The following is a 22,391-nucleotide window of genomic DNA, read 5'->3' as shown; positions in this document are numbered from 1 at the left end:
CGCCCCACGGGAGGACCGTGGAGAGGGCGCGCGAGGTCGACCGCGCGAGGCGGTCGCCAGTCGACCAGTGTACGCGCCTTCTCCGCACCCCGGCCCCGGGGTGCGTTTCCTCCCCGCCCGGGTCAGCGGGCGGCGAGGGCGGCGGCCAGGAAGAGCACCAGGCCGACGGTCAGGTACGCCGTCGGCGGGCGGAGCCAACCCCGACTGCCGTCGGCGAGCGCCAGCCCGCCGGTGCGCAGCCCGTACAGGCCGGCGCCGAAGATCGGCAGCCCGACCACCAGGAACGTCCCCACCACCACGTGCGACGTGGACACCGGGTCACCCACCAGCCCGTGCAGCAGCACCCGCAACGCCGGCACCTCCAGCACCAGCACCAGTGCCGCCAGCAGCACCGCGAGCGCCGGGCGCCGGGTCCGGTAGACGCCGTCGCCCGGCGGCGGCCCGTCCGTCCGGGGCACCACCGACGGCATCGGGCCGGTCGGCATCTCCAGCGGGTTCGGCGGCGCCGCCGACTCCGCCGGCCCACCGGGACGCTCACCGATGGTCAGCGGGGTGGCCGAGCCCGGACCGGGCCGACCGCCCAGCGACATCTGGGTGCCGCCGGTCGCGCCGGTGTCGACGATCGGGTAGCCGCCCAGCGGCCCGGGTCGCGCCTGGTCGACCCCGCCCACGAGACCGTCGCCGCCGCGCGCGCCGAACGCGTCGGCGCCGCGGGACCCGCCGCCGAGCGGGTCGGCGACCGGGGCCGAGGCGCCGCCGAGCGGGCTCGACGTGCCGTGCGAGGCGGTGCCGAGCGCGTCGACCCCGCTGCGGGAGAGCGGGTCCTCACCGCCCTGCGCCTCGCGCGCCGCCCGCCGGCCGGCCCGACCGGGCAGCTCGCCGGAGACCTCCGGGTCGTCCGGACGCTGCGACCGCCAGCCGCTGGTGTCGTCGACCAGCGGGTCGGCGGCGGAGTAACCCCCGTACCGGCTCTCACCGGCGCGCTGCTCCGGGGCGCGGTAGTCGTCGTCGCGGTAGCGCGGCTCGCCGGCGGCGCGCCACTCCGACTCGTACCCGCGGTCGCCCCAACGCGACCCCTGCTGATCCTCGGGATAGCTCCGTCGTCCGTCCACGACGGGCACGGTATGCGACCGGCACCAGCCGCGCCATTCGGGCCGACCGGAACATCGCGCCAGCTCGGGGCCGCCCCGGCCGGCTTCGAGCCGCCGCGGGGTGATCCGGTGGCACATCGGCCGGAAGATCGTGGTCCCGTCCACAAGTCGGATCTCGTCCCCAGGTCGTGCGCCGGCGGCACGCGCCGCCCGGCGGTCGGTCGCAACCTGACCGGCATGACGAACCGGAACCAGGCCGTCGGGGCGTACGGCGAGCGGTGTGCGTTGCGGCACCTGATCGAGAGCGGCCTGCGGCCGGTCGCCCGCAACTGGCGCTGCCCCGACGGGGAGATCGACATCATCGCGTGGGAGGGGCCGGTCCTGGCCTTCTGCGAGGTGAAGACCCGGCGCACCGAACGGTACGGCGCCCCCGCCGAGGCCGTGGTCAGGACCAAGGCCCGCCGGTTGCGCGGCCTCGCCGCCCGCTGGCTCGCCGAGACCGGCACCACCGCCGACGAGGTCCGCTTCGACGTGCTCTCGGTCCGGCTGCCGGTCACCGGCCGGGCCCGGGTCGAGCACCTGCGGGGCGCGTTCTGACATGGGCTACGCCAAGATTCTCAGCGTCGGCCTCGCCGGCGTCGCCGGGCACGTCGTGGCGGTCGAGGCCGACCTCGCCCCCGGCCTGCCCGCCGTGGTCATCTCCGGCCTGCCCGACACCGCGTTGCACGAGGCCCGCGACCGGGTCCGCGCCGCCATCGTCAACTCCGGCCAGAAGTGGCCCAACCGGCGGATCACCCTCAACCTGCTGCCCGCCACGCTGCCCAAGTACGGCTCCGCCTTCGACCTGGCCATCGCCGTGGCGGTCCTCGCCGGCTCCGGCGAGCTGCCCCCGGTCGCCCTCGACGCCACCGTCGTCCTCGGCGAACTCGGGCTCGACGGCACGGTCCGCCCGGTGCGCGGCACCCTGCCCATGGTCGCCGCCGCCGCCCGGGCCGGATACACCCGCGTGGTCGTGCCCGCCGGCAACGCCGCCGAGGCGGCCGTCATCCCCGGCGTCCTGGTCCACGCGGTCGACACCCTGCACCGGCTCGTCGCCCACGTCCGGAACGGCACGCCACTGCTCGCCCCGGCCACGCTGCCACCGGCCGACGTCCCGGTCGGGCCCGACCTCAGCGACGTCGCCGGGCAGCCCCTCGGCCGCCGGGCCCTGGAGATCGCCGCCGCCGGTGGCCACCACCTCGCCCTGCTCGGCCCGCCCGGCGCCGGCAAGACCATGCTGGCCGAGCGGCTGCCGTCGGTCCTGCCCGAGCTGGACGACGAGGCCGCCCTGGAGGTGACCGCGCTGCACTCGATCGCCGGGCTGCTGCCGCCCGGCGGTGGCCTGCTGCGCCGTCCCCCGTTCCAGGCGCCGCACCACACCGCCACGGTGCCCGCGCTGGTCGGCGGCGGTTCGGGGCTGGCGAGGCCCGGAGCGGTCTCGCTGGCCCACCGGGGCGTGCTCTTCCTCGACGAGGCGCCCGAGTTCGGCAAGGGCGCCCTGGAGGCGTTGCGCCAGCCGCTGGAGAGTGGTCTGGTCCGGGTGGCACGCACCCGGGGCGCCGTCGAATACCCGGCCCGGACGCAGCTGGTGCTGGCCGCCAACCCCTGCCCCTGCGCGAAACCGTCCGGCGACGTCGACTGCGAGTGCACGCCGCAGGCCCGGCGACGCTACCTGGGACGGCTCTCCGGCCCCCTGCTCGACCGCGTCGACGTGCTGGTCAAGCTGCCGGCGATGCGCGCGGCGGAGCTGTTGCACACCGACACGCCGCACGAGTCCTCGGCGACCGTGGCCGCCCGGGTGGCCGTGGCCCGGCGGGCCGCCGCCGACCGCTGGGCGGCCACCGGGCACCGGGTGAACGCCGACGTCCCCGGCCCCTACCTGCGCCGCCCGCCGTGGCACCTGCCGGCGCGGGTGACCCGCGAGCTGCGTCGCCGCCTCGACACCGGCTCGCTCTCGGCGCGCGGGTACGACCGGGTGCTCCGGCTCGCGTGGACGGTCGCCGACCTGGACGGCCGGGACCGCCCCGACCAGGGGGACGTCGCGGAGGCCGTCCACCTCAGGACGGGAGAGGGCGCGTGACCGCCACCGACGAGCAGCGGCTGGCCCGGGTCGCGCTGACCTGGCTCGCCGAGCCCGGCACGCGATCGGTCCACGCCCTGGTCGAGCGGATCGGCCCGGCGGCGACGCTCGACCTGCTGCTGGCCGGCGACGCGCCGGAGCGGACGCTCCGGTCGGCCGTCGCGGCCCGCACGGCGGCCGGTGACGCGCGCCGGGTGGCCGCCGAGGCCCTGGCCCGGGCCGAACGGCTCGGGGCGCGGCTGGTCACGCCGGAGGACGACGAGTGGCCGGCGCCGGTCGGCGAGCTGCGCCGGCTGGTGCTGCCCGACGCCGTCCGGCGGGTCGACGTGGAGACCGATCCGCCGCTCTGCTTCTGGGTACGCGGCGGCTGGCCGCTCGACGAGACACTGGCGCGTTCGGTGGCCGTGGTCGGCGCGCGGGCGGCCACCCCCTACGGCTCGCACGTCGCCACGGAGCTGGGCTACGGACTGGCCGACCGGGAGTGGACGGTCGTCTCCGGCGGGGCGTTCGGCATCGACTCGGCGGCCCACCGCGGGGCGTTGACCGCCGGTGGGCGCACCGTCGCGGTGCTGGCCTGCGGCCTGGACCGCCCGTACCCGATGGGCAACGCGGCGCTCTTCGACCGGATCGCCGAGACCGGCCTCCTGGTGAGCGAGTGGATGCCCGGCGCCGAGCCGTTGCGTCCCCGGTTCCTCATCCGCAACCGGGTCATCGCGGCGGCCACCAGGGGCACGGTGCTGGTCGAGGCCGCCGCCCGCAGCGGCGCCACCCAGACGCTCAACCGGGCGCTCGGGCTCGGCCGCCCTGCCATGGTGGTGCCGGGTCCGGTCACCTCGGCCATGTCGGTGGGCGGGCACGAGGTGCTCCGGGAACGGCCGTACGCCCGGCTGGTCACCGGTGTCGCGCACGTGCTGGAGGAGGTCGGGCGGATCGGGTACGACCTGGCGCCGCCGGCCCGGGCGGCCGAGCGGCCGAGGGACCGGCTCGACGACGAGGCCACCCAGGTGTTGGAGGCGCTGCCCCGCCGTCGAGCCCTCGACCTGGAGAGCGTCGCGGCACGCGCCGGCGTGGACCTGCGCACCGCGATGCGAAAACTGTCCATGCTGGAGGAGCTGGAGCTGGTGGTGCGCCGGAGCGACGGCGGATACGCGCTCACGCCCCCCGACGCCACCGGACGGGGACGGCGGCCGTCGTGACGTCAGTCGCCCTCGAACCGGATCTCGACGTCGCGGCTCTCCTGGCAACGGCGGGCGAGCCGGGCCAGCCGGCGGATCTGGTCGACCTCCGCCGGCGCCCCGGCCGCCTCGGCCAGACCACGCAGCTCGGTGAGCAGCTGCGGCACCTGGCCGGCGTCGACGACCAGTTCACCGAGCGGGTCGACCCGGTCCAGCAGCGGGGTGCGACCGCTGCCGCGTACCCGCTTGAGCAGGTCGAGCAGCACGTCCCGCGGATCCGCGACGACCTCGATCGAGACGTACGCGGGCGGGCGGCGGGCCGCGCCGGCCCGCACCCGCCGGTAGAGGACGGCATCCACTCCCACGCCCGGTCCCTTCTCGTGCCGGCGTCACCGTCGCGGGACGCCCTGCCGATCGCCGCCGACCCGACCCTTCCGCCCGGCGCCCACCACCCCCGCCGCCCGCCGACGCCCGGGAGGGTCTGCGTCACCCGTCGGCGACGGCGGAGACCCGGTGGCCGGTTCCCCGCACCACCTTCTCGCCACTCGAGTTTCCCCTGTCCAGCGCCGCTTCTGCCACCCCGCCCGGCGCGCCGCCACGACCGGGCGTCGCCGGCGCAGGCCGTCTCGCCGAGGTGGCGGTGTCCCGGGCACCGACACCGCCACCCGGGCGGGGTGGAGTCGATCGTCGTGGGCGCGGGACCGAGGCGGCGGGCCGGGGCGTGCCGGCCGTACGCTGGGGTGGTGTTGGCCGTCCGCACCCGCACGATCGGATCCGACTCCGACCACGACCGCCGACCCGAAGCGGCCGGGGCCGTCGGTGGGTGAGCGGCGGCGCGGCACCCGGGCCGCGCACGAGGAGCTGCCGGCGCCGATGCGCGAGGCGGTGGACGACTTCGCCGACCACCTGTCGCGGGTCCGTGACCGTTCGGCGCACACCGTCCGGGCCTACGTGACCGACCTCGTCTCGCTGCTCGACCACGCGGTCCGGATGGGTTGTGCCGACCTGGCGGGGCTGGACCTCGCGATGCTGCGCAGCTGGCTGGCCAAGCAGCGGACCATGAGGGCCGCCCGGACGACCATGGCCCGGCGGGCGGCGGCCGCGCGCACCTTCAGCGCCTGGGCGCACCGGTCCGGGCTGCTCCCCCACGACGTCGCCGCGCCGCTCGCCAGCCCCCGGGCCGGCCGGGAGCTGCCCACCGTCCTGCGCGCCGACCAGGCAGCCGCCCTGATGGACGCCCCGCTGCGTGCGGCGGACGCCCCCACCCCGGCCGACACGGCTCCTGCCGACGGTCGCACGGCCGCCCCGGCTCCCGCCGGCGACGCGGCGGACCCGAGCGACACGGCCGAGCGGAGCGAGGCGGCTGCCCCGGTCGCGGCGACCCCGGAGGACGCGACCGGGGCGGCGCTGCTGCGGGACCGGCTGTTGCTCGAACTGCTCTACGGCACGGGGGTGCGCGTCAGCGAAGCCTGCGGTCTGGACGTCGCCGACGTCGACCAGGCCCGCCGCGTGGTGCGCGTGCTCGGCAAGGGCGGCCGCGAGCGCGCGGTGCCCTACGGCGTGCCGGCGCAGCGGGCTCTGGACGCGTGGCTGCGGCACGGCCGCCCGCGTCTGGCGACACCGGGATCGGGCCGCGCGCTGCTGCTCGGGGCCCGGGGCGGGCGGCTCAACCCGACCACCGCACGGCGGATCGTGGCCGGCTGGTCCGGCGCGGCCGGGCTACCGAGGGTGACCCCGCACGGGCTGCGCCACTCGGCCGCCACCCACCTGCTCGAAGGAGGTGCCGACCTGCGGGCCGTGCAGGAACTGCTGGGGCACTCGTCGCTCGCCAGCACCCAGATCTACACCCACGTCTCGGTCGAGCGGCTGCGGGCGGCCTACCGGCAGGCACACCCCCGGGCCTGACCCGCCGTCGCACCGCACCGGCCGCCACCGGGCCCGCGGGCGCGGAAGCGGTCGGGCGATGATCCACGACGGGCTACGATCGACGGATGACGGTGCCGCAGCCGCCCGAGCCGATCCCGGGGGCTCGGCTGCTCTTCTCCCTCGACCCGTCCGTCAGCCACCTCAACCACGGCGCGTTCGGCGCCGTGCCGATCCCCGTGCAGCGCGCCCAGCAACGGCTGCGCGACGAGATGGAGTCGAACCCGCTGCGGTTCTTCACCCAGGGGCTGGTGGACCGGATCGCCCACGCCCGGCGGCACCTGGCCACCTTCCTCGGCGCCGACCCCGACGGCACCACCCTGGTCGGCAACGTCACCGCCGGCGCGGCCGTCGTGCTCCAGTCGCTCGCCCTGCGCCCGGGCGACGAGGTGGTGACCACCGACCACGGGTACGGGGCGGTGGCCCTGTCGGTGGCGCGGGAGTGCGCGCGGACCGGTGCGGTGTCCCGGACCCTGCCGGTGCCGTTGTCGGCCACCGACGAGGAACTGGTCGAGATCGTCCGCGACGGGCTGCGTCCCGGGCGGACCCGGCTGCTGATCGTCGACCAGCTCACCTCGCCGACCGCCCGGCTGTTCCCGACCTCGGCGCTGGTCGCGGTGGCCCGGGAGCAGGGCGTGCCCGTGCTGGTGGACGCGGCGCACGCGCCGGGCATGCTGCCCACCACGGTGGCCTCGGTCGGCGCCGACTTCTGGGTCGGCAACCTGCACAAGTGGGCGTACGCGCCGCGCGGCACCGCCGCGCTGGTGGTCGCCGAGCGGTGGCGCGAGCGCATCCAGCCGCTCGTGGTCTCGTGGGAGCAGGACGCCGGGTTCCCGACCCGGGTCGAGTGGCAGGCCACGCTCGACTACACCGGCTGGCTGGCCGCCCCGGTCGGCCTGTTCACGCTGCGCAGCCTCGGCGTGGACCGCGTCCGGGCGCACAACGCGGCACTGGCCGCGTACGGGCAACGGGTCGTCGGGGACGCGCTCGGGGTGGCGCCGGAGCGGCTGCCGGAGCCCGGCGGACCGGCGGTCGCCATGCGGCTCGTCCCGTTGCCGCCCGGCGTCGCGACCACCCTGGACACGGCCCGGGAGCTGCGGGCCCGGATCGCGGACCGGATCGGCGCGGAGGTGTCGGTCGCCGGCTGGAACGGGCGGGGTTACCTGCGCCTGTGCGGCCAGGTCTACAACACCCCGGAGGAGTACGACCGGCTGGCCGTGCGCCTGCCCACGCTGCTCGCCCAGGGCTGACCGGTCGGCCCGCTCACGGGCCGGGCGGGGTCGGGTCGAGCGGGAGCAGCCGGGCGCGACCGAAGCCGAGCAGCGCGAGCGGGTCCAGGTAGTCGGCGCCCCGGCGCAGCCCCCAGTGCAGGCAGGCCGTGACGGGGCAGCCCGGGTGGCCGCCGCGCAGCTCACCGATCGGCGTGCCGGCCTCGACGGGGGCGCCGGCGGCGAGGCGGGACCGGACCGGCTCGTAGGTGGTGCGCAGCCCGTCGCGGTGCCCGACGGTGACCACCGGTCGGCCGGCGACCGGACCGGCGAACAGGACCGTCCCGGTGCCGGCCGCGCGCACCTCGGCGCCCGGGTCGCCGGCCAGGTCCACGCCGCGGTGCCCGGCCAGCCACGGCTGCGGCGGCGGATCGAACCGGCGGACCACCAGGGCCCGGCCGACCAGCGGCCACCGGAACGGCCCGGCGGCGCGGACGTGGGTCCGGCCTCCCGTCGCCACCGGTTCCGAACCCGCCGGCACGGCAGCCGGCGCACCCGTCGGCACGGTCGGGGTGAGGATCAGCGTCAGCAGCAGGGCCGCGCCGACGCGACCGGTCGAGGTCCACACACCGCGCACTCTGCCCGCCCCGCGCGGCCGTCGTCACCTTGGCGTGGTCGCCACTGTGGACAACGGCGGGGTTGTGGACGGCCGCCCGATCTCGGGGCGGATCTGCTAGCGCCGGGCCGCCTATGCTGACCGCGTGACGAAGGACTGGTACGCCTGGCACCGCGACTACGACCAGCCCGACTCGGCGCTGTCGAGACGACTCGTCGAGGTGCGCCGCCGGGTCACCGAGGCGCTGGACGCCGCGCCGCCCGGTCCGCTGCGCGCGGTCAGCCTCTGCGCCGGCCAGGGACGCGACCTGATCCCCGTGCTCGCCACCCACCCCCGGGGCGGGGACGTGACCGCCCGCCTGGTCGAGCTGGACCCGCGCAACGCCGAGCTGGCCCGCCGGGCCGCCGCCGACGCGGGGCTGACCGGCGTGGAGGTGGTCACCGGGGACGCGGCGGTGACCGACCGCTACGCCGACCTGGCGCCGGCGGACCTGGTGCTGGTCTGCGGCGTCTTCGGCAACATCGGCGACGACGACATCCGGGCGACCGTGCGGCACTGCGCGTCGCTCTGCGCCAACGGCGGCACGGTGCTGTGGACGCGGCACCGGCGGGAGCCGGACCTGGTGCCCACGATCTGCGACTGGTTCGCCGAGGAGGGCTTCGAACCGGTCGCGGTGAGCAGCCCGGCCGACGGCGTGGGCGTCGGCGCGCACCGTTTCACCGGCGCTCCCCGCCCGCTGGCGGCCGGCGCGCGGATGTTCGAGTTCGTCGGCTACGACCGGTTGGAGCAGTCGTGACCACAGTGGACGGCGTGAGCCGGCCGTCCCGGGTCGCCGGGCCGGACGAGGCGATCAGCGCCGAGGAGCTCCAGCTGGCGGCGCGCAACCACGGCATCCCGCTGGAGGCGTTGCGCTACGACGTGACCCCGGCCGGCCTGCACTACCTGCTCATCCACTACGACATCCCGGACGTCGACCCGGCCACGCACGCGCTCACCGTGTCCGGGGCGGTGCGGCGGCCGCTGCGGCTCGACCTGGCGGCACTGCGGGCACTCCCCCGGGTCACCCACCGGGTCACGCTGGAGTGCGCGGGCAACGGCCGGGCGCTGCTGCACCCCCGCCCGGTCAGCCAGCCGTGGCTGGTGGAGGCCGTGGGCAACGCCGAGTGGACGGGCACCCCGCTGGCCCCGCTGCTGCGCGAGGCCGGCCTGGCGGACGACGCGGTGGACGTGGTGTTCACCGGCGCCGACCACGGGGTGGAGCGCGGCGTCGAGCAGGACTACCAGCGGGCGTTGCCGGTGGCCGATGCGCTGCGGGAGGAGGTGCTGCTGGCGTACGAGATGAACGGCGCTGCCCTGCTGCCGCAGCACGGCGCGCCGGTGCGACTGATCGTGCCGGGCTGGTACGGCATGGCGCACGTCAAGTGGCTGCGCGACATCCGGGTGACGACCGAGCCGTTCGACGGCTACCAGAACGCGGTGGCCTACCGGCTGCGGCGGGACGTCGACGACCCGGGTGTGCCGGTGACCCGGATCGAACCTCGCGCGCTGGTGCGCCCGCCCGGCTTCCCGGACTTCATGTCCCGCACCCGGGTGCTGCGGCCGGGGCCGTGCACGGTGGACGGTCGGGCCTGGTCGGGGCACGCACCGGTGACGTCGGTCGAGGTGACCGTCGACGGTGGTGAGACGTGGACGCCGGCGGACCTGGACGTGCCCTCCGGGGGCGAGTGGGCGTGGCGCCGGTGGTCGGTGCGCTGGACGGCGACGCCCGGCCGGTACGTGCTGGGCGCCCGGGCCACGGACGCCTCGGGGCGGACCCAGCCGGTCGAGCAGCCGTGGAACCGGGGCGGGTTCGCGAACAACCTGGTGCAGCGGGTCGAGGTGGTCGTGCCGGCGGAGTGATCCGTGCTCGCGGCGGGCCGTCCGGGCCCGCCGTGGTCAGCTGCCGAAACCGGAATCTGCGGGAAGCGAGATGTCGGGCTTTTCGAGCTCTTCCACATTGACGTCCTTGAACGTCATTACTCGGACATTCTTGACGAAACGGGCAGGACGGTACATGTCCCACACCCAGGCGTCGTGCATCTCGACCTCGAAGTAGACCTCGCCGTCCGAGTTGCGGACGTGCAGGTCAACCTGGTTGGCCAGGTAGAACCGGCGCTCGGTCTCCACCACGTAGGAGAACTGGCGGACAATGTCGCGGTACTCCCGGTAGAGCTGCAGCTCCATCTCGGTCTCGTACTTCTCGAGATCTTCCGCGCTCATCGCACTCCGCCTTCCATGACCACATCTTCCCCCACCGACGCCGGAGGTCGCGGCTGCTCGCCCAACGCCACGCCGACGGTACCCCCTGGCGCGCCGGAGCGCTCCATCGGCTCGTCCGGCCGTCGGGCGGCCGGGCGCCGGGCCCGGGGCGGCTGCCCGTCCCGCCCGGACACGGCGGCGACGTTCACGTACGAGAAACGGTGCTCCCGGCACGGCCCCCGCTCGCGCAGCGCGGCGCTGTGCTCCGCGGTGATGTAGCCCTTGTGCTCGGCGAAGCCGTAGCCGGGGAACCGCCCGTCCAGTTCCACCATGATCCGGTCCCGGGTGACCTTGGCCAGCACGCTCGCCGCCGCGACGCAGGCGGCCACCCGGTCACCCTTCCAGACCGCCAGCCCCGGCACGTCGAGCCCGTCGACGCCGAAGCCGTCGGTCAGCACGTATTCCGGCCGGGTGGTGAGCGAGGCCAGGGCCCGGCGCATCGCGGCCAGGTTGCACACGTGCAGACCGCGGGCGTCGACCTCCTCGGCCGGGATGACCACCACGGCGTACGCCAGGGCGCGCGCCACCACCTCGTCGTAGACCCGCTCACGGGCCGCCGGGGTGAGCAGCTTCGAATCGGCCAGCTCGTCGATCTCGCCACGCCGCCCCTCGGGCAGCACCGCGGCGGCGGCCACCAGCGGACCCGCGCAGGCGCCCCGGCCCGCCTCGTCGGCGCCCGCCACGTGCCGGAAGCCCCGCCGTTGCAGCGCCCGCTCCAGCGCGTAGAGCCCGCCGTCGCGGCGCACCACGGTGCGCGGCGGGGTCAGCACGGGCCACTCCCGGTCAGCACCCGGCCGAGCCGGTCGGGCAGGTCCGGCGGGTAGTAGCGATCGGCGGTCGCGGTCAGCTCGCCGACGGTCCACCAGCGGTGCCCGTGCACACTGGCACGCTCGACCGCGTCGAAACCGGCGGTGTCGACCTCCCAGCCGGCCACCCGGGCGAGAAAGAACTCCTGCTCCTGGCGGTACCAGACCCCGTCGAACGGGAACTCGACCGTCTCGGACCAGACCGGCGCCCCCAACTCGGCCGGGAGGAGCCGCAGGCCGGTCTCCTCGGCCAACTCGCGCGCCGCGCCCTCGGCCGGGGTCTCGCCGGGATCGAGCCCGCCGCCCGGGGTGAACCAGTAGCGGTGGTCCGGCCGGGCCGGATCACTGCCCTGGAAGAGCAGCACCCGGTCGGACGCGTCGACCAGGATGACCCGGGCGGCGCGACGAGGGGTGTAGACGGTCACCGGACCAGCCTGCCAGACGCCTGTGACGAACGACCACGCCCTCCCACCCGTGGCGGGTCAGGGGTTGGGGATGCCGTCGAACTGCTCGGGCACGGTGAGCCAGGTCGCCCGCCCGACCGGCCAGAAGATGGTGAAGGCCCGGCCGACGACCTCGCCCTCCGGGATGGTGGCCTCGGTGATGTCCTCGCCGGACTGCTGCCAGTGCTCCAGCGAGTCGCCGGAGGCCTCCCGGTGGTCGCCCATCACCCAGAGCCGGCCCTTCGGCACGGTGATGTCGAAGTCCTGGTCGGCCGGCTTGTTGCCGGGGAAGATGAACGGCTCGTCGATCGGCTTGCCGTTGATGATCAGCCGCTCCTGCGGACCGGTGCGGTCGCAGCAGACCACGTGGTCGCCGCCGACCCCGATCACGCGCTTGATGAAGTCCTCGCCGTTGGGGTTGCCGCTCCATTCGATGGGCGCCTTGAACACGATCACCTCGCCCCGGTGCGGCGAGCGGAAGTCGTAGACCAGCTTGTTGACCAGCACCCGATCGTCGATCTTGAGGGTGTTCTCCATGGACGGGGACGGGATGAAGAAGGTCTGCAGCACGAAGGCACGAACCAGCACTGCGACCAGGATCGCCACGCCCAGGAGGATGGGCAGTTCCTTCCAGAAGGAGCTGCGCGGCTTCTCGGTCTGCTCGTCAATCACGGGAGGAGCCTACGTCCCCCGGTACGGCGCGGTCGCCCCGAACCCGCGAGAACAGTCAGCGCCGCCGCGACCGGGAGAATCAGGACGACCCCACCCACCGGGTCCGGGTCGACCGGGGCCGGGCGCGCCGGCGCGGCGTCCGGACGGGGCAGGTCGGAGAACGTCTTCGGCACGGGCAACGAGGTCCAGCGCTGGGACGGCCAGACGATCATGAACGCCCGGCCGACGACGTTGTCGATCGGCACCGGGCCCTGACAGCGGGCGTCCTGCGACACCAGCCGGTGGTCGCCCATCACGAAGATCTGCCCCGGTGGCACCACCACCTCGGTGAACTGCCGCGACCGGCACTCCTTGGGATTGGGCGGGAGCTCGACCGGGGAGTCCTCGGAGACGTACGCCTGCTCGTCCAGCGGCACGCCGTTGACCACCACCCGGCCGTCGTCGCAGCACCAGACCTTGTCGCCGGGCACGCCGATGACGCGCTTGATGAAGTCCTTCTCGCCGGGCCGGCTGACGCCGACGAGGTCACCGAGCGTCCGGCCGACCTTGCCGGCGAGGTTGGTCGGCGGCGCGGGCGCCTCCTGGGCGACCCAGCGGTCGGTGCCCCGGAACACCACGACCTCGCCCCGGACCGGGTCACGGACGTCGTAGACGACCTTGTTGACCAGCACCCGGTCGCCGATGAGCAGCGTGTTCTCCATCGATCCGGAGGGGATGAAGAAGGCCTGGAGCAGGAACGTGCGGATCAGCACCGCCAGGCAGAACGCCACGATGAGCAGCAGCGGCAGTTCCTGCCAGAGCGGCATCTGCCGGCGACCGCGCCGGGCTCGCCGGCGCCAGGGATCGACGGTGCCGTCCTCGTCCAGCATCTGCACCATGCCACTCTCCGGTCCGCCGAAACGACACTACCGCCCGGGAGTCTCCTCGGAGACCCCACGGGCGGCAGTGGACTGCTTCCCGCCGTCCGGCTGCGCCCGTACCGACCAGGGTAATGCGATCCGGTCGATACGACATCCGCGCAGTTCAGGCGGCGTGGCGAGCGGGAATTCAGCTCGCCGGCTGCTTCTCCCGCAGCTCCTTGATCTTGGCCTTCTTGCCGCGCAGCTCGCGCAGGTAGTAGAGCTTGGCGCGCCGCACGTCACCGCGGGTCACGACCTCGATCCGGTCGATGCCCGGGCCGTTGAGCGGGTAGGTCCGCTCCACACCGACACCGAAGCTGACCTTGCGGACCGAGAAGGTCTCGCGCAGACCGTCACCCTGGCGGCGGATGACGACGCCCTGGAAGATCTGGACCCGGGACCGGTTGCCCTCGACGACTCGCGCGTGCACCTTGACGGTGTCACCGGCGCGGAAGTCGGGCAGGTCGGTGCGCTTCGACTGGGCGTCAAGGGCGTCCAGGATGTTCATCGCTGCGTCCTCGTGAGGCTCACGGCGCATCGTCAGTCGATGCGCGAACGGGTGATTCTGACCCCCGGGTGGCGGCCGGCGTGAACCGGCCCCGGTCGGAGGTCCTCGCAGCCGCCCACGGCGTGGACGGATGCGGCAACCCCTCTACTTTGCCACATCCCCCGACGACGAGGAAAACCCGCCCCGGTCCAGCGCCGCCCGGTCGCGCTCGTCGAGCGTCTCCGGAGGCAGCGCGTCGATCATGTCGGGGCGGCGGGTCGCGGTCCGTCGCAGCGCCTCGTCGCGCCGCCAGCGGGCGATCCGGGCGTGGTCGCCGGAGCGGAGCACCTCGGGCACGTCGAGCCCGCGCCAGTTCGCCGGCTTGGTGTAGAGCGGGGCCTCCAGCAGCCCGTGGGCGTGCGACTCCTCGTCCAGCGAGCCGGCGTTGCCGAGCACCCCGGGCAGCAGGCGGGTGACCGCCTCCAGGATGACCAGCACGGCCACCTCGCCGCCGAAGAGCACGTAGTCACCGAGGGAGACCTCGGTCACCCGCATCCGGGTCGCCGCGTGCTCCAGCACCCGCTGGTCGATGCCCTCATAGCGGCCGCAGGCGAACAGCAGGTGCGACTCGGCGGCCAGCTCGTGCGCCACGGCCTGGGTGAACGGGACGCCGGCCGGCGACGGGACGAGCAGCCGGGGCAGGGTGTGCCCGTCCGGGCTCAGCTCGTCGGGGGCCAGCGAGTCCAGCGCCTCACCCCACGGCTCCGGCCGCATGACCATGCCCGGGCCGCCGCCGTACGGCGTGTCGTCGACCGTGCGGTGCACGTCGTGGGTCCAGGTCCGCAGATCGTGTACGGCCAGCCGCAGCAGCCCGTTCGCGCGGGCCTTGCCGATCAGCGACAGGTCCAGCGGGGCGAAGTATTCCGGGAAGATCGACACGATGTCGACGCGCATGCGGTGGCTCCAGCTACAGGTCGAGCAGGCCACTGGGCAGGTCGACGACGACGCGACCGCCGGCGAGGTCCACCTCGGGCACGATCGCCTTGACGAACGGAATGAGCGCGGGCGGCCCCTCGGGCCGCCGCAGCACCAGCAGGTCGGAGGCGGGGGCGTGGTCGATCCGGGCCACCTCGCCGAGCCGCTCGCCGTCCCGGGTGACCACGGCGAGCCCGACCAGCTGGTGGTCGTGGAACTCCTCCGGGTCCTCCGGCGGCGCCACGTCGGCGCTGTCGACACCGACCAACGTGTTACGCAGCGCCTCGGCCACGTCGCGGCCGAGCACGCCCTCGAAGGCGACCAGCAGCCGACCCTGGTGCCAACGGGCCGACTCGACGGTCAGCTCCGGCGGCACCCGCCAGGCGCCGGGCTCGGCCGGAACCGCGCCCGGCTCAGTGCGCAGCACTGAACCGGGCGCGAACCGCGCTTCGGGCTCATCGGTCCGCACCTCCACGGTGACCTCTCCGCGGATGCCGTGCGGTTTGCCGATCCGGCCGACGACGAGAAGCATCAGTACGAGTCGACGATGTCGACGCGTACCCCACGCCCGCCGATGGAGCCGATCACCTGGCGCAGCGCCTTGGCGGTCCGGCCGGACCGCCCGATCACCGTGCCGAGATCCTCCGGGTGCACGCGGACCTCGAGCCGCTTGCCCCGACGGGAATCGACCATCCGCACCCGGACGTCGTCCGGGTGGTCGACGATCCCCTTGACCAGGTGCTCCAGGGCGGGACGCAGCGCCATGTCAGGCCTGCTCGCCGGACTCTGCACCGGTCTGCTCCTCGGCCTTGGGCTCGGCGGCCTTCGGCTCCTCGGCCTTGGCGGCCTTCTTGGCCGGCTTGGCCGGGGTCTCCGCCACGCCGGCGGCGGCCTTCGCCTCGGCCTCGTACGCCGCCTTGCGGTCGGCCCGCTCCGGGGCGACCTTCAGCGGCGGCGGGGCCGGCAGGCCCTTGAACTTCTGCCAGTCACCGGTCAGCTCCAGCAGGCGCTGCACGGCCTCGCTCGGCTGAGCGCCGACCGACAGCCAGTACTGGACCCGCTCCGACTTGACCTCGATCACCGAAGGGTCTTCCTTCGGCTGGTACACACCGACGAACTCGATCGCGCGACCGTCACGCTTGGTGCGCGAGTCGGCGATGACGATGCGGTACTGCGGGTTGCGGATCTTGCCCATCCGCAGGAGCCGGATCTTTACGGCCACAGTTGTTTCGCTCCTGTTGCGATCTCACCGGCCCGTACGGGCGGTGTGGCGGGTGAGCGCCGACCGGCACAGTGGGGTTTGGGCCGGAGACTGCTCGGTGAACTGACGACGCGTCCGGGTTAGAGGGCGCCGGACGCGCGCCGGATACCAGCGGACCATTCTGCCAGATCCGTACCGGATCTCTCGCACCGGACCCGGACCGTACGCCCGGGAGCGGTCGTCCGTGACGAACGACACACGCTCAGCGGACCGGTGGCCGGTCCCATCCGGGCGGCAGTTCGTCCGGTACGTCCCACTCGGCGGGTGGGGTGAAGTCGCACCAGGTGCCGTCGAAGGGGAACGCCCCCGCCTCGGCCAGGCGGATCACCCGCTCCCCCTCCGCGCGGACCGCCTTCTCGTCGGCCACCCAGTAGTGCTCCGGGAAGGCGAGCCGCTCGGTGAACTCGTCCTCGTCCTTCCACTCCCAGCTCAGGTCCGGACGCACCACCACGTCGAGGTCCTGGTCCACCACGTCGACCCCGGCCACCGCCCCGTCGTCCCAGCGGACCCCGGGCTCCTCCAGGTTGACGTACCAGCTCTGGAACCGGTCCCCGGCGTCGTGGAACCACCAGACCGAGTGGGCGGCGCCGGTGGGCAGGAACTTCAGCACCGGCGGGCCGTTCCACGTACCGCGCGCCAGGGCGTACCCGGAGGTGATCCACTCGGTGAACGGCACCGCGCGCATCCCGAGCCCGGCGGCGGTCACCTCGTGCGCGACGGGCGCCTTCCGCGCCACCCAGAGCAGCAGCCCCCGCTCGTCGTCGGAGACCACGCGCGCCGCACGGACCCATCCGATCCGCCCGCGCCGCACGTTCCGGTGCAGAACCAGGCGGCCGGGTTCGAAGCGCACGCTCACCATCCCTGACGTGTTAAAAGGGGCCCCTTCCTCTACCGGAGGCGTTAACAAGGGGCCCTTCCTTGCATCTCAGTAGGCGCGGGCCAGGATGGCGACCAGGTCGGGCTCGTCCTCGGAGTCGGGCACCGAGCCGTCGGCCCGCAGCAGGCAGCGGACCGTCACACCCTGCGCGTTCGCCTCGGCCTCACCGGGCACGCCGACCGCCGACCACGGCACCATGGCCCAACCGGTGGCGGACGCCTCGATCGCCTCGGCCAGCGTCGACACCTCGACGGTGCGGGACCGGCGGAACTCCAGCGCCTGGTCGTGCAGCGCCCGCTGGTCGGCCTCCAGCGCGGCCAGGACCGCGCCGACCACGTCGGCCACCGGCGTCGGGGCCTTCGAGCCGTCCGTACGCCGGACCACCACCGCGTTGCCGGCGGCCAGGTCACGGGGACCGACCTCGACGCGGACCGGGTAGCCGCGCAGCTCGGCGTCGACGGCGCGGCGGCCGAACGCGGTGTCGGTCCGGTCGTCCAGCGCGACCCGGACCCCGGCGTCGCGCAGCGCGTCGCGGAGCTTGGCCGCCGCCTCGCTCACGCCCTCGCCGTCCTTGACGATCATCACGTACGCCTGGACCGGCGCCAGCTTCGGCGGCACCCGCAGCCCGTTGTCGTCGCCGTGGCACATGATCAGGCCGCCGAGCATCCGGGTGGAGGTGCCCCAGGAGGTGGTCCAGGCGTGCTCCCGGCCGCCCTCGGCCGAGGAGTAGCTGATGTCGAACGCCTTGGCGAAGTTCTGGCCCAGCTCGTGGCTGGTGCCCATCTGCAGCGCCTTGCCGTCGCCCATCATGCCCTCGCACGTGTACGTGGCGGTGGCGCCGGCGAAGCGCTCCCGGGCGGTCTTCAGGCCGACCACCACCGGGATGCCCAGCACGTTGACCATCAGGTCCTCGTACGCCTCGTGCAGGATCCGCCGGGCGTAGGCCCGCGCGTCCGCACGGGTGGCGTGCGCGGTGTGCCCCTCCTGCCAGAGGAACTCGCTGGTGCGCAGGAAGATCCGCGGGCGCAGCTCCCAGCGGACCACGTTGGCCCACTGGTTGAGCAGCAGCGGCAGGTCCCGGTAGGAGTCGATCCACTTGGCCATGAACTCACCGATGACCGTCTCGCTGGTGGGACGCACCACCACCGGCTCGGCGAGCTGCTTGCCGCCGCCGTGGGTGACCACGGCCAGCTCCGGCGAGAAGCCCTCGACGTGCTCGGCCTCCCGCTTGAGGTAGCTCTCCGGGATGAAGAGCGGGAAGTAGGCGTTCTCCGCGCCGGCCGCCTTGATCCGGGCGTCCATCTCGGCCTGCATCCGCTCCCAGATGGCGTAGCCGGCCGGTCGGATGACCATGGTGCCCCGCACCGGTCCGTTGTCGGCCAGCTTCGCCTTGGCGATCAGGTCCTGGTACCAGCGGGGAAAGTCCTCCGCACGGGGAGTGAGCACGCGTGCCATGACCGCACATCCTATGCGCCGGGCGAGCCGCCGCTGCGTCGGGGAGCCGGCGGGCGCCGTGTCGGGCCCGCCGGCCGTAGACTTCGACGACGATGGGTGAGGCACGGGACGCGATCGTCGACGCCGCCCGGGCCCAGACCGTGGCCTGCGGCTGGGACGGCGTGCGGATGGGCGCGGTGGCCGAGGCAGCCGGGGTCAGCCGGCAGACGGTCTACAACGAGTTCGGCACCAAGGCGGGTCTGGCCGAGGCACTGGCCCGGCGCGAGGTGGACCGGTTCGTCGGTGAGGTGCGCGCCGCGCTCGCCGAGCACGGCGCCGACGTCCACGCCGCCGCATACGCCGCGATCCGCCGCACGCTCGCCTCCGCCGCCGACAATCCGCTGGTCAAGGCGATCCTGACCAGCGCCCGGGGCGGTTCGGACGAGCTGCTGCCCTACCTGACCACCCGCTCCGAGCTGGTTCTCACCGAGTCGACCACCGCGCTGCTGGAGTGGGCGGGGTGCCACCTGCCCGACGCCGACCCGGCGGCCCTGACCTTCGCGGCCGACAGCATCGTCCGCCTGGTGGTGAGCCACATCGTGCTGCCCCGGGCGCCGGTGGACGAGACCGCCGAGAGGTTGGCCGACCTGGCCGTGCTCCTCTTCGTCGCCTCCGCCTCGCCGCGCTGAGCCGTCGCGGTCAGCGGACCACCCGGCCGCGCAGCACGATGCGGCTGGGCGACCGGACCACGCGCAGGTCGCGGCGCGGGTCCTCGGGGTAGACCACCAGGTCGGCGAGGCCGCCCTCGACCAGGCCGGGGAAGCCGAGCCACTCCCGGGCCCGCCAGGAGGCGGCGGCGAGCACGTCCTCGGCCGCCATGCCGGCCTGCTCGTGCAGCAGCAGCATCTCCTCGGCCGCCAGCCCGTGGTCGATGCCGCCGCCCGCGTCGGTGCCGACGTAGATCGGCACCCCGGCCTCGTGCGCGGCGCGGACCACGTCGGGGAAGCGGTCGCGCAGGGCCAGCATGTGGTCGGCGTACCCGGGAAACTTCGGTCGGGCCTGCTCCGCGATGTGGCCGAACGTCCGAATGTTGATCATGGTGGGAACCAGCGCGGTGCCCTGCCGGGCCATCAGGTCGATCAGGTCGAGGCTCAGCCCGGTGCCGTGCTCCACCGAGTCCACCCCGGCCCGCACCATGATCTCCACGGCCGACTCGGAGAACGTGTGCACCGCGGCGCGTACCCCGGCGGCGTGCGCGGCGGCGACCGCCGCGGTCATCGTGTCGGCGTCCCAGGCCGGGGCGAGGTCGCCCACCCCCCGGTCGATCCAGTCGCCGACCAGCTTGACCCAGCCGTTGCCGGCGGCGGCCTGCGCGGCCACGGTCGCGGCCACCTCGGCGGCGCCGACCTCCACGCCGATGTCGCGCAAGTAACGCTTCGGCGGCGCGACGTGCCGGCCGGCGCGGGCCAGTCGCGGCAGTCCCGGCTCGTCCTCCAACTCGGGATACGGGTACGGCGATCCGGCGTCGCGGATCGCCAGCACGCCGGCGTCCCGGTCGATCCGGGCCAGCTCCCGCGCCTGGTCGAGGGAGGTGATCGGGGCGCCGCCCCGGGCGATGCCGATGTGGCAGTGCGCGTCGGTCAGGCCGGGCAGCACGTAGCCGCCGTCGGCCACCGTCTCGGCGCCGGGCACCGGTTCGAAGGTGACCCGATCGTCGACCAGCCAGACGTCCCGGACCTCGTCGTCGGGAAGGAACACACCGCGCACGTGCAGAGCCATGTGCACAGTCCTACCCGATCAGCCCTCCTCGGCCGCGAGCAGGTCGTTGCGGCGCTCGGTCAGCGCCGGCAGGTCGACCGAGACCTTCCACGGCCGCTCGGTGACGAACAGGTCCTCGGTGTGGGTCACCTGCTCGTACTCGCGGGTGCCGCCGCCGAGCGTGTATTCGGTGAGCGCGATCCGCTCGTGCTGCGGGTCCACCACCCAGTAGGACTGGACCCCGGCGCGGGCGTAGACCCTCGCCTTGTCGTAGAGGTCGCGGAAGTGCGACGTCGGAGAGACGACCTCCACGGCCAGCAGCGTGTCCTCGATCGGGACCGGCGAGCGGCCGGCGTGCCTGCGCCGGATCACCACCACGTCCGGACGCGGCTCGTTGCGGCGGTCGACCCGCATGGACAGGTCGATGGTCGCCAGGAACTCCGGCGGGCAGTTGACTTCGAGCGCGAGCAGCAGGCGGACACACAGGTCCTGGTGCAGGGCGGTGGGCGACGGCACGATCAACCTTCCGTTGATCAGTTCGTACGGAAGGTCCTTGGGCAGCTCACCCAGGTCGTCGACCGTCCACTCGGGCCGCTCCGGCAGGATCGGGGCCGCGGTCATTGACATCTCCTTCCAGGGGGCGACATCACCCTAGGAGAGGATGACGTCGCCCACCGTCACCGACACGCGTCAGCGCGGGCCCTTGTCGCCGCCCTTGCCGAGCTTGTTGAAGTCGATCTTCGGCAGCTTGAAGCCGGGCGGCAGGCCCTGCCCACCGGCCAGGTCGCCCGGGTCCAGGCCCGGCGGGAGCTGCGGCATGCCGCCCGGGAAACCGCCCGGCACGCCCGCGCCGGTACGCGGCCGACCGCCGCCCTTGGTGCCCTTGCGCTTGTTCTTCGGCGACTTTGTCGCCTTGCGCCGGCCGCCGCCGGGCAGGCCCATCATGCCGCCCATCTGCTTCATCATCTTCTGCGCGTCGGCGAAGCGGTTGAGCAGCTGGTTGACGTCCATCACCGTGACGCCGGAGCCGCTGGCGATGCGGGCGCGCCGGGAACCGTTGATGATCTTCGGGTTGGTGCGCTCGGTCGGGGTCATCGACCGGATGATCGCGGTGACCCGGTCGAAGTGCTTGTCGTCCAGCTCGGCGATCTGGTCCTTCATCTGCCCCATGCCGGGCATCATGGCCAGCACGTTGGCGATCGGACCCATCCGCCGGACCGCGATGAGCTGATCGAGGAAGTCCTCCAGCGTGAAGGTCTCCCCACCCATCAGCTTGGCGGTCATCTTCTCCTTCTGATCGGAGTCGAAGGCCGCCTCGGCCTGCTCGATCAGGGTGAGGACGTCGCCCATGCCGAGGATCCGGCTGGCCATCCGGTCGGGGTGGAAGACGTCGAAGTCCTCCAGCTTCTCGCCGGTGGAGGCGAAGAGGATCGGCTGGCCGGTGACCTCCCGGACGGAGAGCGCCGCGCCACCGCGGGCGTCACCGTCGAGCTTGGAGAGCACCACGCCGGTGATGCCGACGCCGTCGCGGAACGCCTCGGCGGTGCGGACCGCGTCCTGACCGACCATGGCGTCGATGACGAAGACGACCTCGTCGGGCTGGACCGCGTCCCGGATGTCCGCGGCCTGCTGCATCATCTCGGCGTCGATGCCGAGCCGGCCGGCGGTGTCCACGATGACGATGTCGCGGGCGGCCCGTCGGGCGTGCTCGATCGAGTCGCGGGCCACCTGCACCGGGTCGCCGACGCCGTTGCCGGGCGCCGGGGCGTACACCTCGACGCCGGCCCGGCCACCGAGCACCTGGAGCTGCCCGACGGCGTTCGGGCGCTGGAGGTCGGCGGCGACCAGCAGCGGCTGGTGCCCCTGGGCCTTGAGCCAGCGGGCCAACTTGCCGGCGAGAGTGGTCTTGCCGGAACCCTGGAGGCCGGCCAGCATGATCACGGTCGGCGGGTTCTTGGCGAACTGCAGCCGCCGGCCCTCGCCACCGAGGATGTTGATCAGCTCTTCGTTGACGATCTTGACGATCTGCTGGGCCGGGTTGAGCGCCTGGGAGACCTCGGCCCCGCGGGCCCGCTCCTTGACGTTCGCGATGAAGCCCTTGACCACCGGCAGGGCGACGTCGGCCTCCAGCAGCGCCATCCGGATCTCGCGCGCGGTGGCGTCGATGTCGGCGTCGGTGAGCCGACCCTTGCCGCGGAGCTTGGTGAAGATCCCGGACAGGCGGTCACTCAAGGTGTCAAACACGCGAACATCCCGTTTGTCGTTTTCGGCGGGCACAGCGGCCGGGCCGGCTGTCCAGCCCACCGTTAGGGTAGCCCGCCGCCCGCACCCCCGCTCCGACCCGGCCGC

The 22,391-nt window shown here is 74.2% G+C and carries 26 protein-coding genes; 8 read left to right on the top strand and 18 right to left on the bottom strand.

What is annotated here, in order from left to right:
* Window positions 1–122: 122 nt before the first annotated feature.
* Window positions 123–1,121: a hypothetical protein gene (locus tag ACN27B_RS17055; RefSeq protein WP_422740977.1), complete on the bottom strand. Its 999-nt coding sequence runs from the start codon at window positions 1,119–1,121 to the stop codon at window positions 123–125.
* 207 nt (window positions 1,122–1,328) lie between these two features.
* Here ACN27B_RS17055 and ACN27B_RS17050 point away from each other — a divergent pair, with 207 nt between their 5' ends.
* The 3 genes from ACN27B_RS17050 to ACN27B_RS17040 are packed head-to-tail and all read left to right on the top strand — an operon-like array spanning window position 1,329 to window position 4,406.
* Entirely contained in the window at window positions 1,329–1,688 is a 360-nt protein-coding gene (locus ACN27B_RS17050) for a YraN family protein (protein ID WP_099162125.1), read from the top strand.
* 1 nt (window position 1,689) lies between these two features.
* Window positions 1,690–3,210, top strand: a complete 1,521-nt coding sequence (locus ACN27B_RS17045) for a YifB family Mg chelatase-like AAA ATPase (protein ID WP_422740976.1) — start codon at window positions 1,690–1,692, stop codon at window positions 3,208–3,210.
* Window positions 3,207–4,406, top strand: a complete 1,200-nt coding sequence (locus ACN27B_RS17040; protein ID WP_172967833.1) for a DNA-processing protein DprA — start codon at window positions 3,207–3,209, stop codon at window positions 4,404–4,406. Before ACN27B_RS17045 ends, ACN27B_RS17040 begins: the two co-directional genes overlap by 4 nt.
* A gap of 2 nt (window positions 4,407–4,408) precedes the next feature.
* Here the strand turns inward: ACN27B_RS17040 and ACN27B_RS17035 are convergent, their stop codons facing one another.
* Window positions 4,409–4,750 (bottom strand): hypothetical protein, encoded by a 342-nt coding sequence (locus ACN27B_RS17035; RefSeq protein ID WP_099162128.1) that lies wholly within the window; start codon window positions 4,748–4,750, stop codon window positions 4,409–4,411.
* A gap of 508 nt (window positions 4,751–5,258) precedes the next feature.
* Here ACN27B_RS17035 and ACN27B_RS17030 point away from each other — a divergent pair.
* Window positions 5,259–6,290, top strand: a complete 1,032-nt coding sequence (locus ACN27B_RS17030; RefSeq protein WP_422745997.1) for a tyrosine recombinase XerC — start codon at window positions 5,259–5,261, stop codon at window positions 6,288–6,290.
* A gap of 86 nt (window positions 6,291–6,376) precedes the next feature.
* A complete protein-coding gene (locus tag ACN27B_RS17025; RefSeq protein WP_355521801.1) occupies window positions 6,377–7,558 on the top strand; it encodes an aminotransferase class V-fold PLP-dependent enzyme in 1,182 nt (393 codons plus the stop codon).
* Window positions 7,559–7,571: 13 nt separating this feature from the next.
* Here the strand turns inward: ACN27B_RS17025 and ACN27B_RS17020 are convergent, their stop codons facing one another.
* Entirely contained in the window at window positions 7,572–8,144 is a 573-nt protein-coding gene (locus ACN27B_RS17020; RefSeq protein ID WP_422740975.1) for a murein hydrolase activator EnvC family protein, read from the bottom strand.
* Window positions 8,145–8,277: 133 nt separating this feature from the next.
* Here ACN27B_RS17020 and ACN27B_RS17015 point away from each other — a divergent pair, with 133 nt between their 5' ends.
* Together ACN27B_RS17015 and ACN27B_RS17010 are read left to right on the top strand one after the other, a co-directional pair.
* A complete protein-coding gene (locus ACN27B_RS17015; protein ID WP_422740974.1) occupies window positions 8,278–8,928 on the top strand; it encodes a methyltransferase in 651 nt (216 codons plus the stop codon).
* Window positions 8,925–10,031, top strand: a complete 1,107-nt coding sequence (locus tag ACN27B_RS17010) for a sulfite oxidase (protein ID WP_422740973.1) — start codon at window positions 8,925–8,927, stop codon at window positions 10,029–10,031. The genes ACN27B_RS17015 and ACN27B_RS17010 overlap by 4 nt, the downstream gene beginning before the upstream one ends.
* A 36-nt stretch (window positions 10,032–10,067) precedes the next feature.
* Here ACN27B_RS17010 and ACN27B_RS17005 read toward each other — a convergent pair whose 3' ends face one another.
* The 12 genes from ACN27B_RS17005 to proS form a co-directional block, all read right to left on the bottom strand.
* Window positions 10,068–10,391: a DUF2469 domain-containing protein gene (locus ACN27B_RS17005; RefSeq protein ID WP_011905215.1), complete on the bottom strand. Its 324-nt coding sequence runs from the start codon at window positions 10,389–10,391 to the stop codon at window positions 10,068–10,070.
* Window positions 10,388–11,200, bottom strand: a complete 813-nt coding sequence (locus ACN27B_RS17000; RefSeq protein WP_099162134.1) for a ribonuclease HII — start codon at window positions 11,198–11,200, stop codon at window positions 10,388–10,390. Before ACN27B_RS17000 ends, ACN27B_RS17005 begins: the two co-directional genes overlap by 4 nt.
* Window positions 11,194–11,661 carry an NUDIX hydrolase gene (locus ACN27B_RS16995; protein ID WP_099162135.1) on the bottom strand — a complete coding sequence of 156 codons (468 nt, stop codon included), beginning with the start codon at window positions 11,659–11,661 and terminating at the stop codon, window positions 11,194–11,196. The genes ACN27B_RS17000 and ACN27B_RS16995 overlap by 7 nt, the downstream gene beginning before the upstream one ends.
* Before the next feature lie 57 nt (window positions 11,662–11,718).
* Complete coding sequence (gene lepB / locus ACN27B_RS16990) at window positions 11,719–12,351, bottom strand: signal peptidase I (protein ID WP_099162136.1); 633 nt, start codon at window positions 12,349–12,351, stop codon at window positions 11,719–11,721.
* Entirely contained in the window at window positions 12,348–13,229 is an 882-nt protein-coding gene (gene lepB / locus ACN27B_RS16985; protein ID WP_091580281.1) for a signal peptidase I, read from the bottom strand. Before lepB (ACN27B_RS16985) ends, lepB (ACN27B_RS16990) begins: the two co-directional genes overlap by 4 nt.
* 169 nt (window positions 13,230–13,398) lie before the next feature.
* Window positions 13,399–13,758, bottom strand: a complete 360-nt coding sequence (rplS, locus tag ACN27B_RS16980) for a 50S ribosomal protein L19 (RefSeq protein ID WP_018786333.1) — start codon at window positions 13,756–13,758, stop codon at window positions 13,399–13,401.
* 144 nt (window positions 13,759–13,902) lie between these two features.
* The gene (gene trmD, locus ACN27B_RS16975) at window positions 13,903–14,691 is read right to left on the bottom strand and encodes a tRNA (guanosine(37)-N1)-methyltransferase TrmD (protein WP_099162137.1); all 789 of its coding nucleotides are present in this window, start codon (window positions 14,689–14,691) and stop codon (window positions 13,903–13,905) included.
* A 13-nt stretch (window positions 14,692–14,704) separates the two neighbouring features.
* Window positions 14,705–15,244 carry a ribosome maturation factor RimM gene (gene rimM / locus ACN27B_RS16970; protein WP_281591064.1) on the bottom strand — a complete coding sequence of 180 codons (540 nt, stop codon included), beginning with the start codon at window positions 15,242–15,244 and terminating at the stop codon, window positions 14,705–14,707.
* On the bottom strand, window positions 15,244–15,504 hold the full coding sequence (locus ACN27B_RS16965) for an RNA-binding protein (RefSeq protein WP_172967834.1): 261 nt from the start codon (window positions 15,502–15,504) through the stop codon (window positions 15,244–15,246). The genes rimM and ACN27B_RS16965 overlap by 1 nt, the downstream gene beginning before the upstream one ends.
* Window positions 15,479–15,934, bottom strand: coding sequence for a 30S ribosomal protein S16 (gene rpsP, locus ACN27B_RS16960; protein ID WP_091580292.1), 456 nt, complete (start codon window positions 15,932–15,934; stop codon window positions 15,479–15,481). Before rpsP ends, ACN27B_RS16965 begins: the two co-directional genes overlap by 26 nt.
* 241 nt (window positions 15,935–16,175) lie before the next feature.
* On the bottom strand, window positions 16,176–16,823 hold the full coding sequence (locus ACN27B_RS16955; RefSeq protein WP_422740972.1) for a DUF402 domain-containing protein: 648 nt from the start codon (window positions 16,821–16,823) through the stop codon (window positions 16,176–16,178).
* 75 nt (window positions 16,824–16,898) lie between these two features.
* Window positions 16,899–18,305 carry a proline--tRNA ligase gene (proS, locus tag ACN27B_RS16950; RefSeq protein ID WP_099162138.1) on the bottom strand — a complete coding sequence of 469 codons (1,407 nt, stop codon included), beginning with the start codon at window positions 18,303–18,305 and terminating at the stop codon, window positions 16,899–16,901.
* A 92-nt stretch (window positions 18,306–18,397) separates the two neighbouring features.
* Between proS and ACN27B_RS16945 the strand changes: the two genes are divergently transcribed.
* Complete coding sequence (locus ACN27B_RS16945) at window positions 18,398–18,973, top strand: TetR family transcriptional regulator (RefSeq protein WP_422740971.1); 576 nt, start codon at window positions 18,398–18,400, stop codon at window positions 18,971–18,973.
* A 10-nt stretch (window positions 18,974–18,983) separates the two neighbouring features.
* Here the strand turns inward: ACN27B_RS16945 and ACN27B_RS16940 are convergent, their stop codons facing one another.
* The 3 genes from ACN27B_RS16940 to ffh form a co-directional block, all read right to left on the bottom strand.
* Window positions 18,984–20,063: an amidohydrolase family protein gene (locus tag ACN27B_RS16940; protein ID WP_396822986.1), complete on the bottom strand. Its 1,080-nt coding sequence runs from the start codon at window positions 20,061–20,063 to the stop codon at window positions 18,984–18,986.
* Window positions 20,064–20,081: 18 nt separating this feature from the next.
* Entirely contained in the window at window positions 20,082–20,663 is a 582-nt protein-coding gene (locus ACN27B_RS16935) for a Uma2 family endonuclease (protein ID WP_422740970.1), read from the bottom strand.
* Between the two features lie 69 nt (window positions 20,664–20,732).
* Complete coding sequence (ffh, locus tag ACN27B_RS16930) at window positions 20,733–22,286, bottom strand: signal recognition particle protein (RefSeq protein ID WP_099162141.1); 1,554 nt, start codon at window positions 22,284–22,286, stop codon at window positions 20,733–20,735.
* Window positions 22,287–22,391: the final 105 nt, after the last annotated feature.

The sequence above is a fragment of the Micromonospora sp. WMMD754 genome, from assembly GCF_049315235.1.
In the GTDB taxonomy this organism is placed as follows: Bacteria; Actinomycetota; Actinomycetes; order Mycobacteriales; family Micromonosporaceae; genus Micromonospora; species Micromonospora sediminicola.
This window is presented reverse-complemented; position numbering and strand designations above follow the sequence as displayed.

Coding starts and splice junctions, on each gene's coding strand:
- rimM (WP_281591064.1), bottom strand. CDS start 15,244: ATGCTTCTCGTCGTCGGCCGGATCGGCAAACCGCACGGCATCCGCGGA.
- ACN27B_RS17005 (WP_011905215.1), bottom strand. CDS start 10,391: ATGAGCGCGGAAGATCTCGAGAAGTACGAGACCGAGATGGAGCTGCAG.
- proS (WP_099162138.1), bottom strand. CDS start 18,305: ATGGCACGCGTGCTCACTCCCCGTGCGGAGGACTTTCCCCGCTGGTAC.
- ACN27B_RS17025 (WP_355521801.1), top strand. CDS start 6,377: ATGACGGTGCCGCAGCCGCCCGAGCCGATCCCGGGGGCTCGGCTGCTC.
- ACN27B_RS17050 (WP_099162125.1), top strand. CDS start 1,329: ATGACGAACCGGAACCAGGCCGTCGGGGCGTACGGCGAGCGGTGTGCG.
- trmD (WP_099162137.1), bottom strand. CDS start 14,691: ATGCGCGTCGACATCGTGTCGATCTTCCCGGAATACTTCGCCCCGCTG.
- ACN27B_RS17045 (WP_422740976.1), top strand. CDS start 1,690: ATGGGCTACGCCAAGATTCTCAGCGTCGGCCTCGCCGGCGTCGCCGGG.
- rplS (WP_018786333.1), bottom strand. CDS start 13,758: ATGAACATCCTGGACGCCCTTGACGCCCAGTCGAAGCGCACCGACCTG.
- lepB (WP_091580281.1), bottom strand. CDS start 13,229: ATGGTGCAGATGCTGGACGAGGACGGCACCGTCGATCCCTGGCGCCGG.
- ACN27B_RS16945 (WP_422740971.1), top strand. CDS start 18,398: ATGGGTGAGGCACGGGACGCGATCGTCGACGCCGCCCGGGCCCAGACC.
- ACN27B_RS16935 (WP_422740970.1), bottom strand. CDS start 20,663: ATGACCGCGGCCCCGATCCTGCCGGAGCGGCCCGAGTGGACGGTCGAC.
- ACN27B_RS16940 (WP_396822986.1), bottom strand. CDS start 20,063: ATGGCTCTGCACGTGCGCGGTGTGTTCCTTCCCGACGACGAGGTCCGG.
- ACN27B_RS17030 (WP_422745997.1), top strand. CDS start 5,259: ATGCGCGAGGCGGTGGACGACTTCGCCGACCACCTGTCGCGGGTCCGT.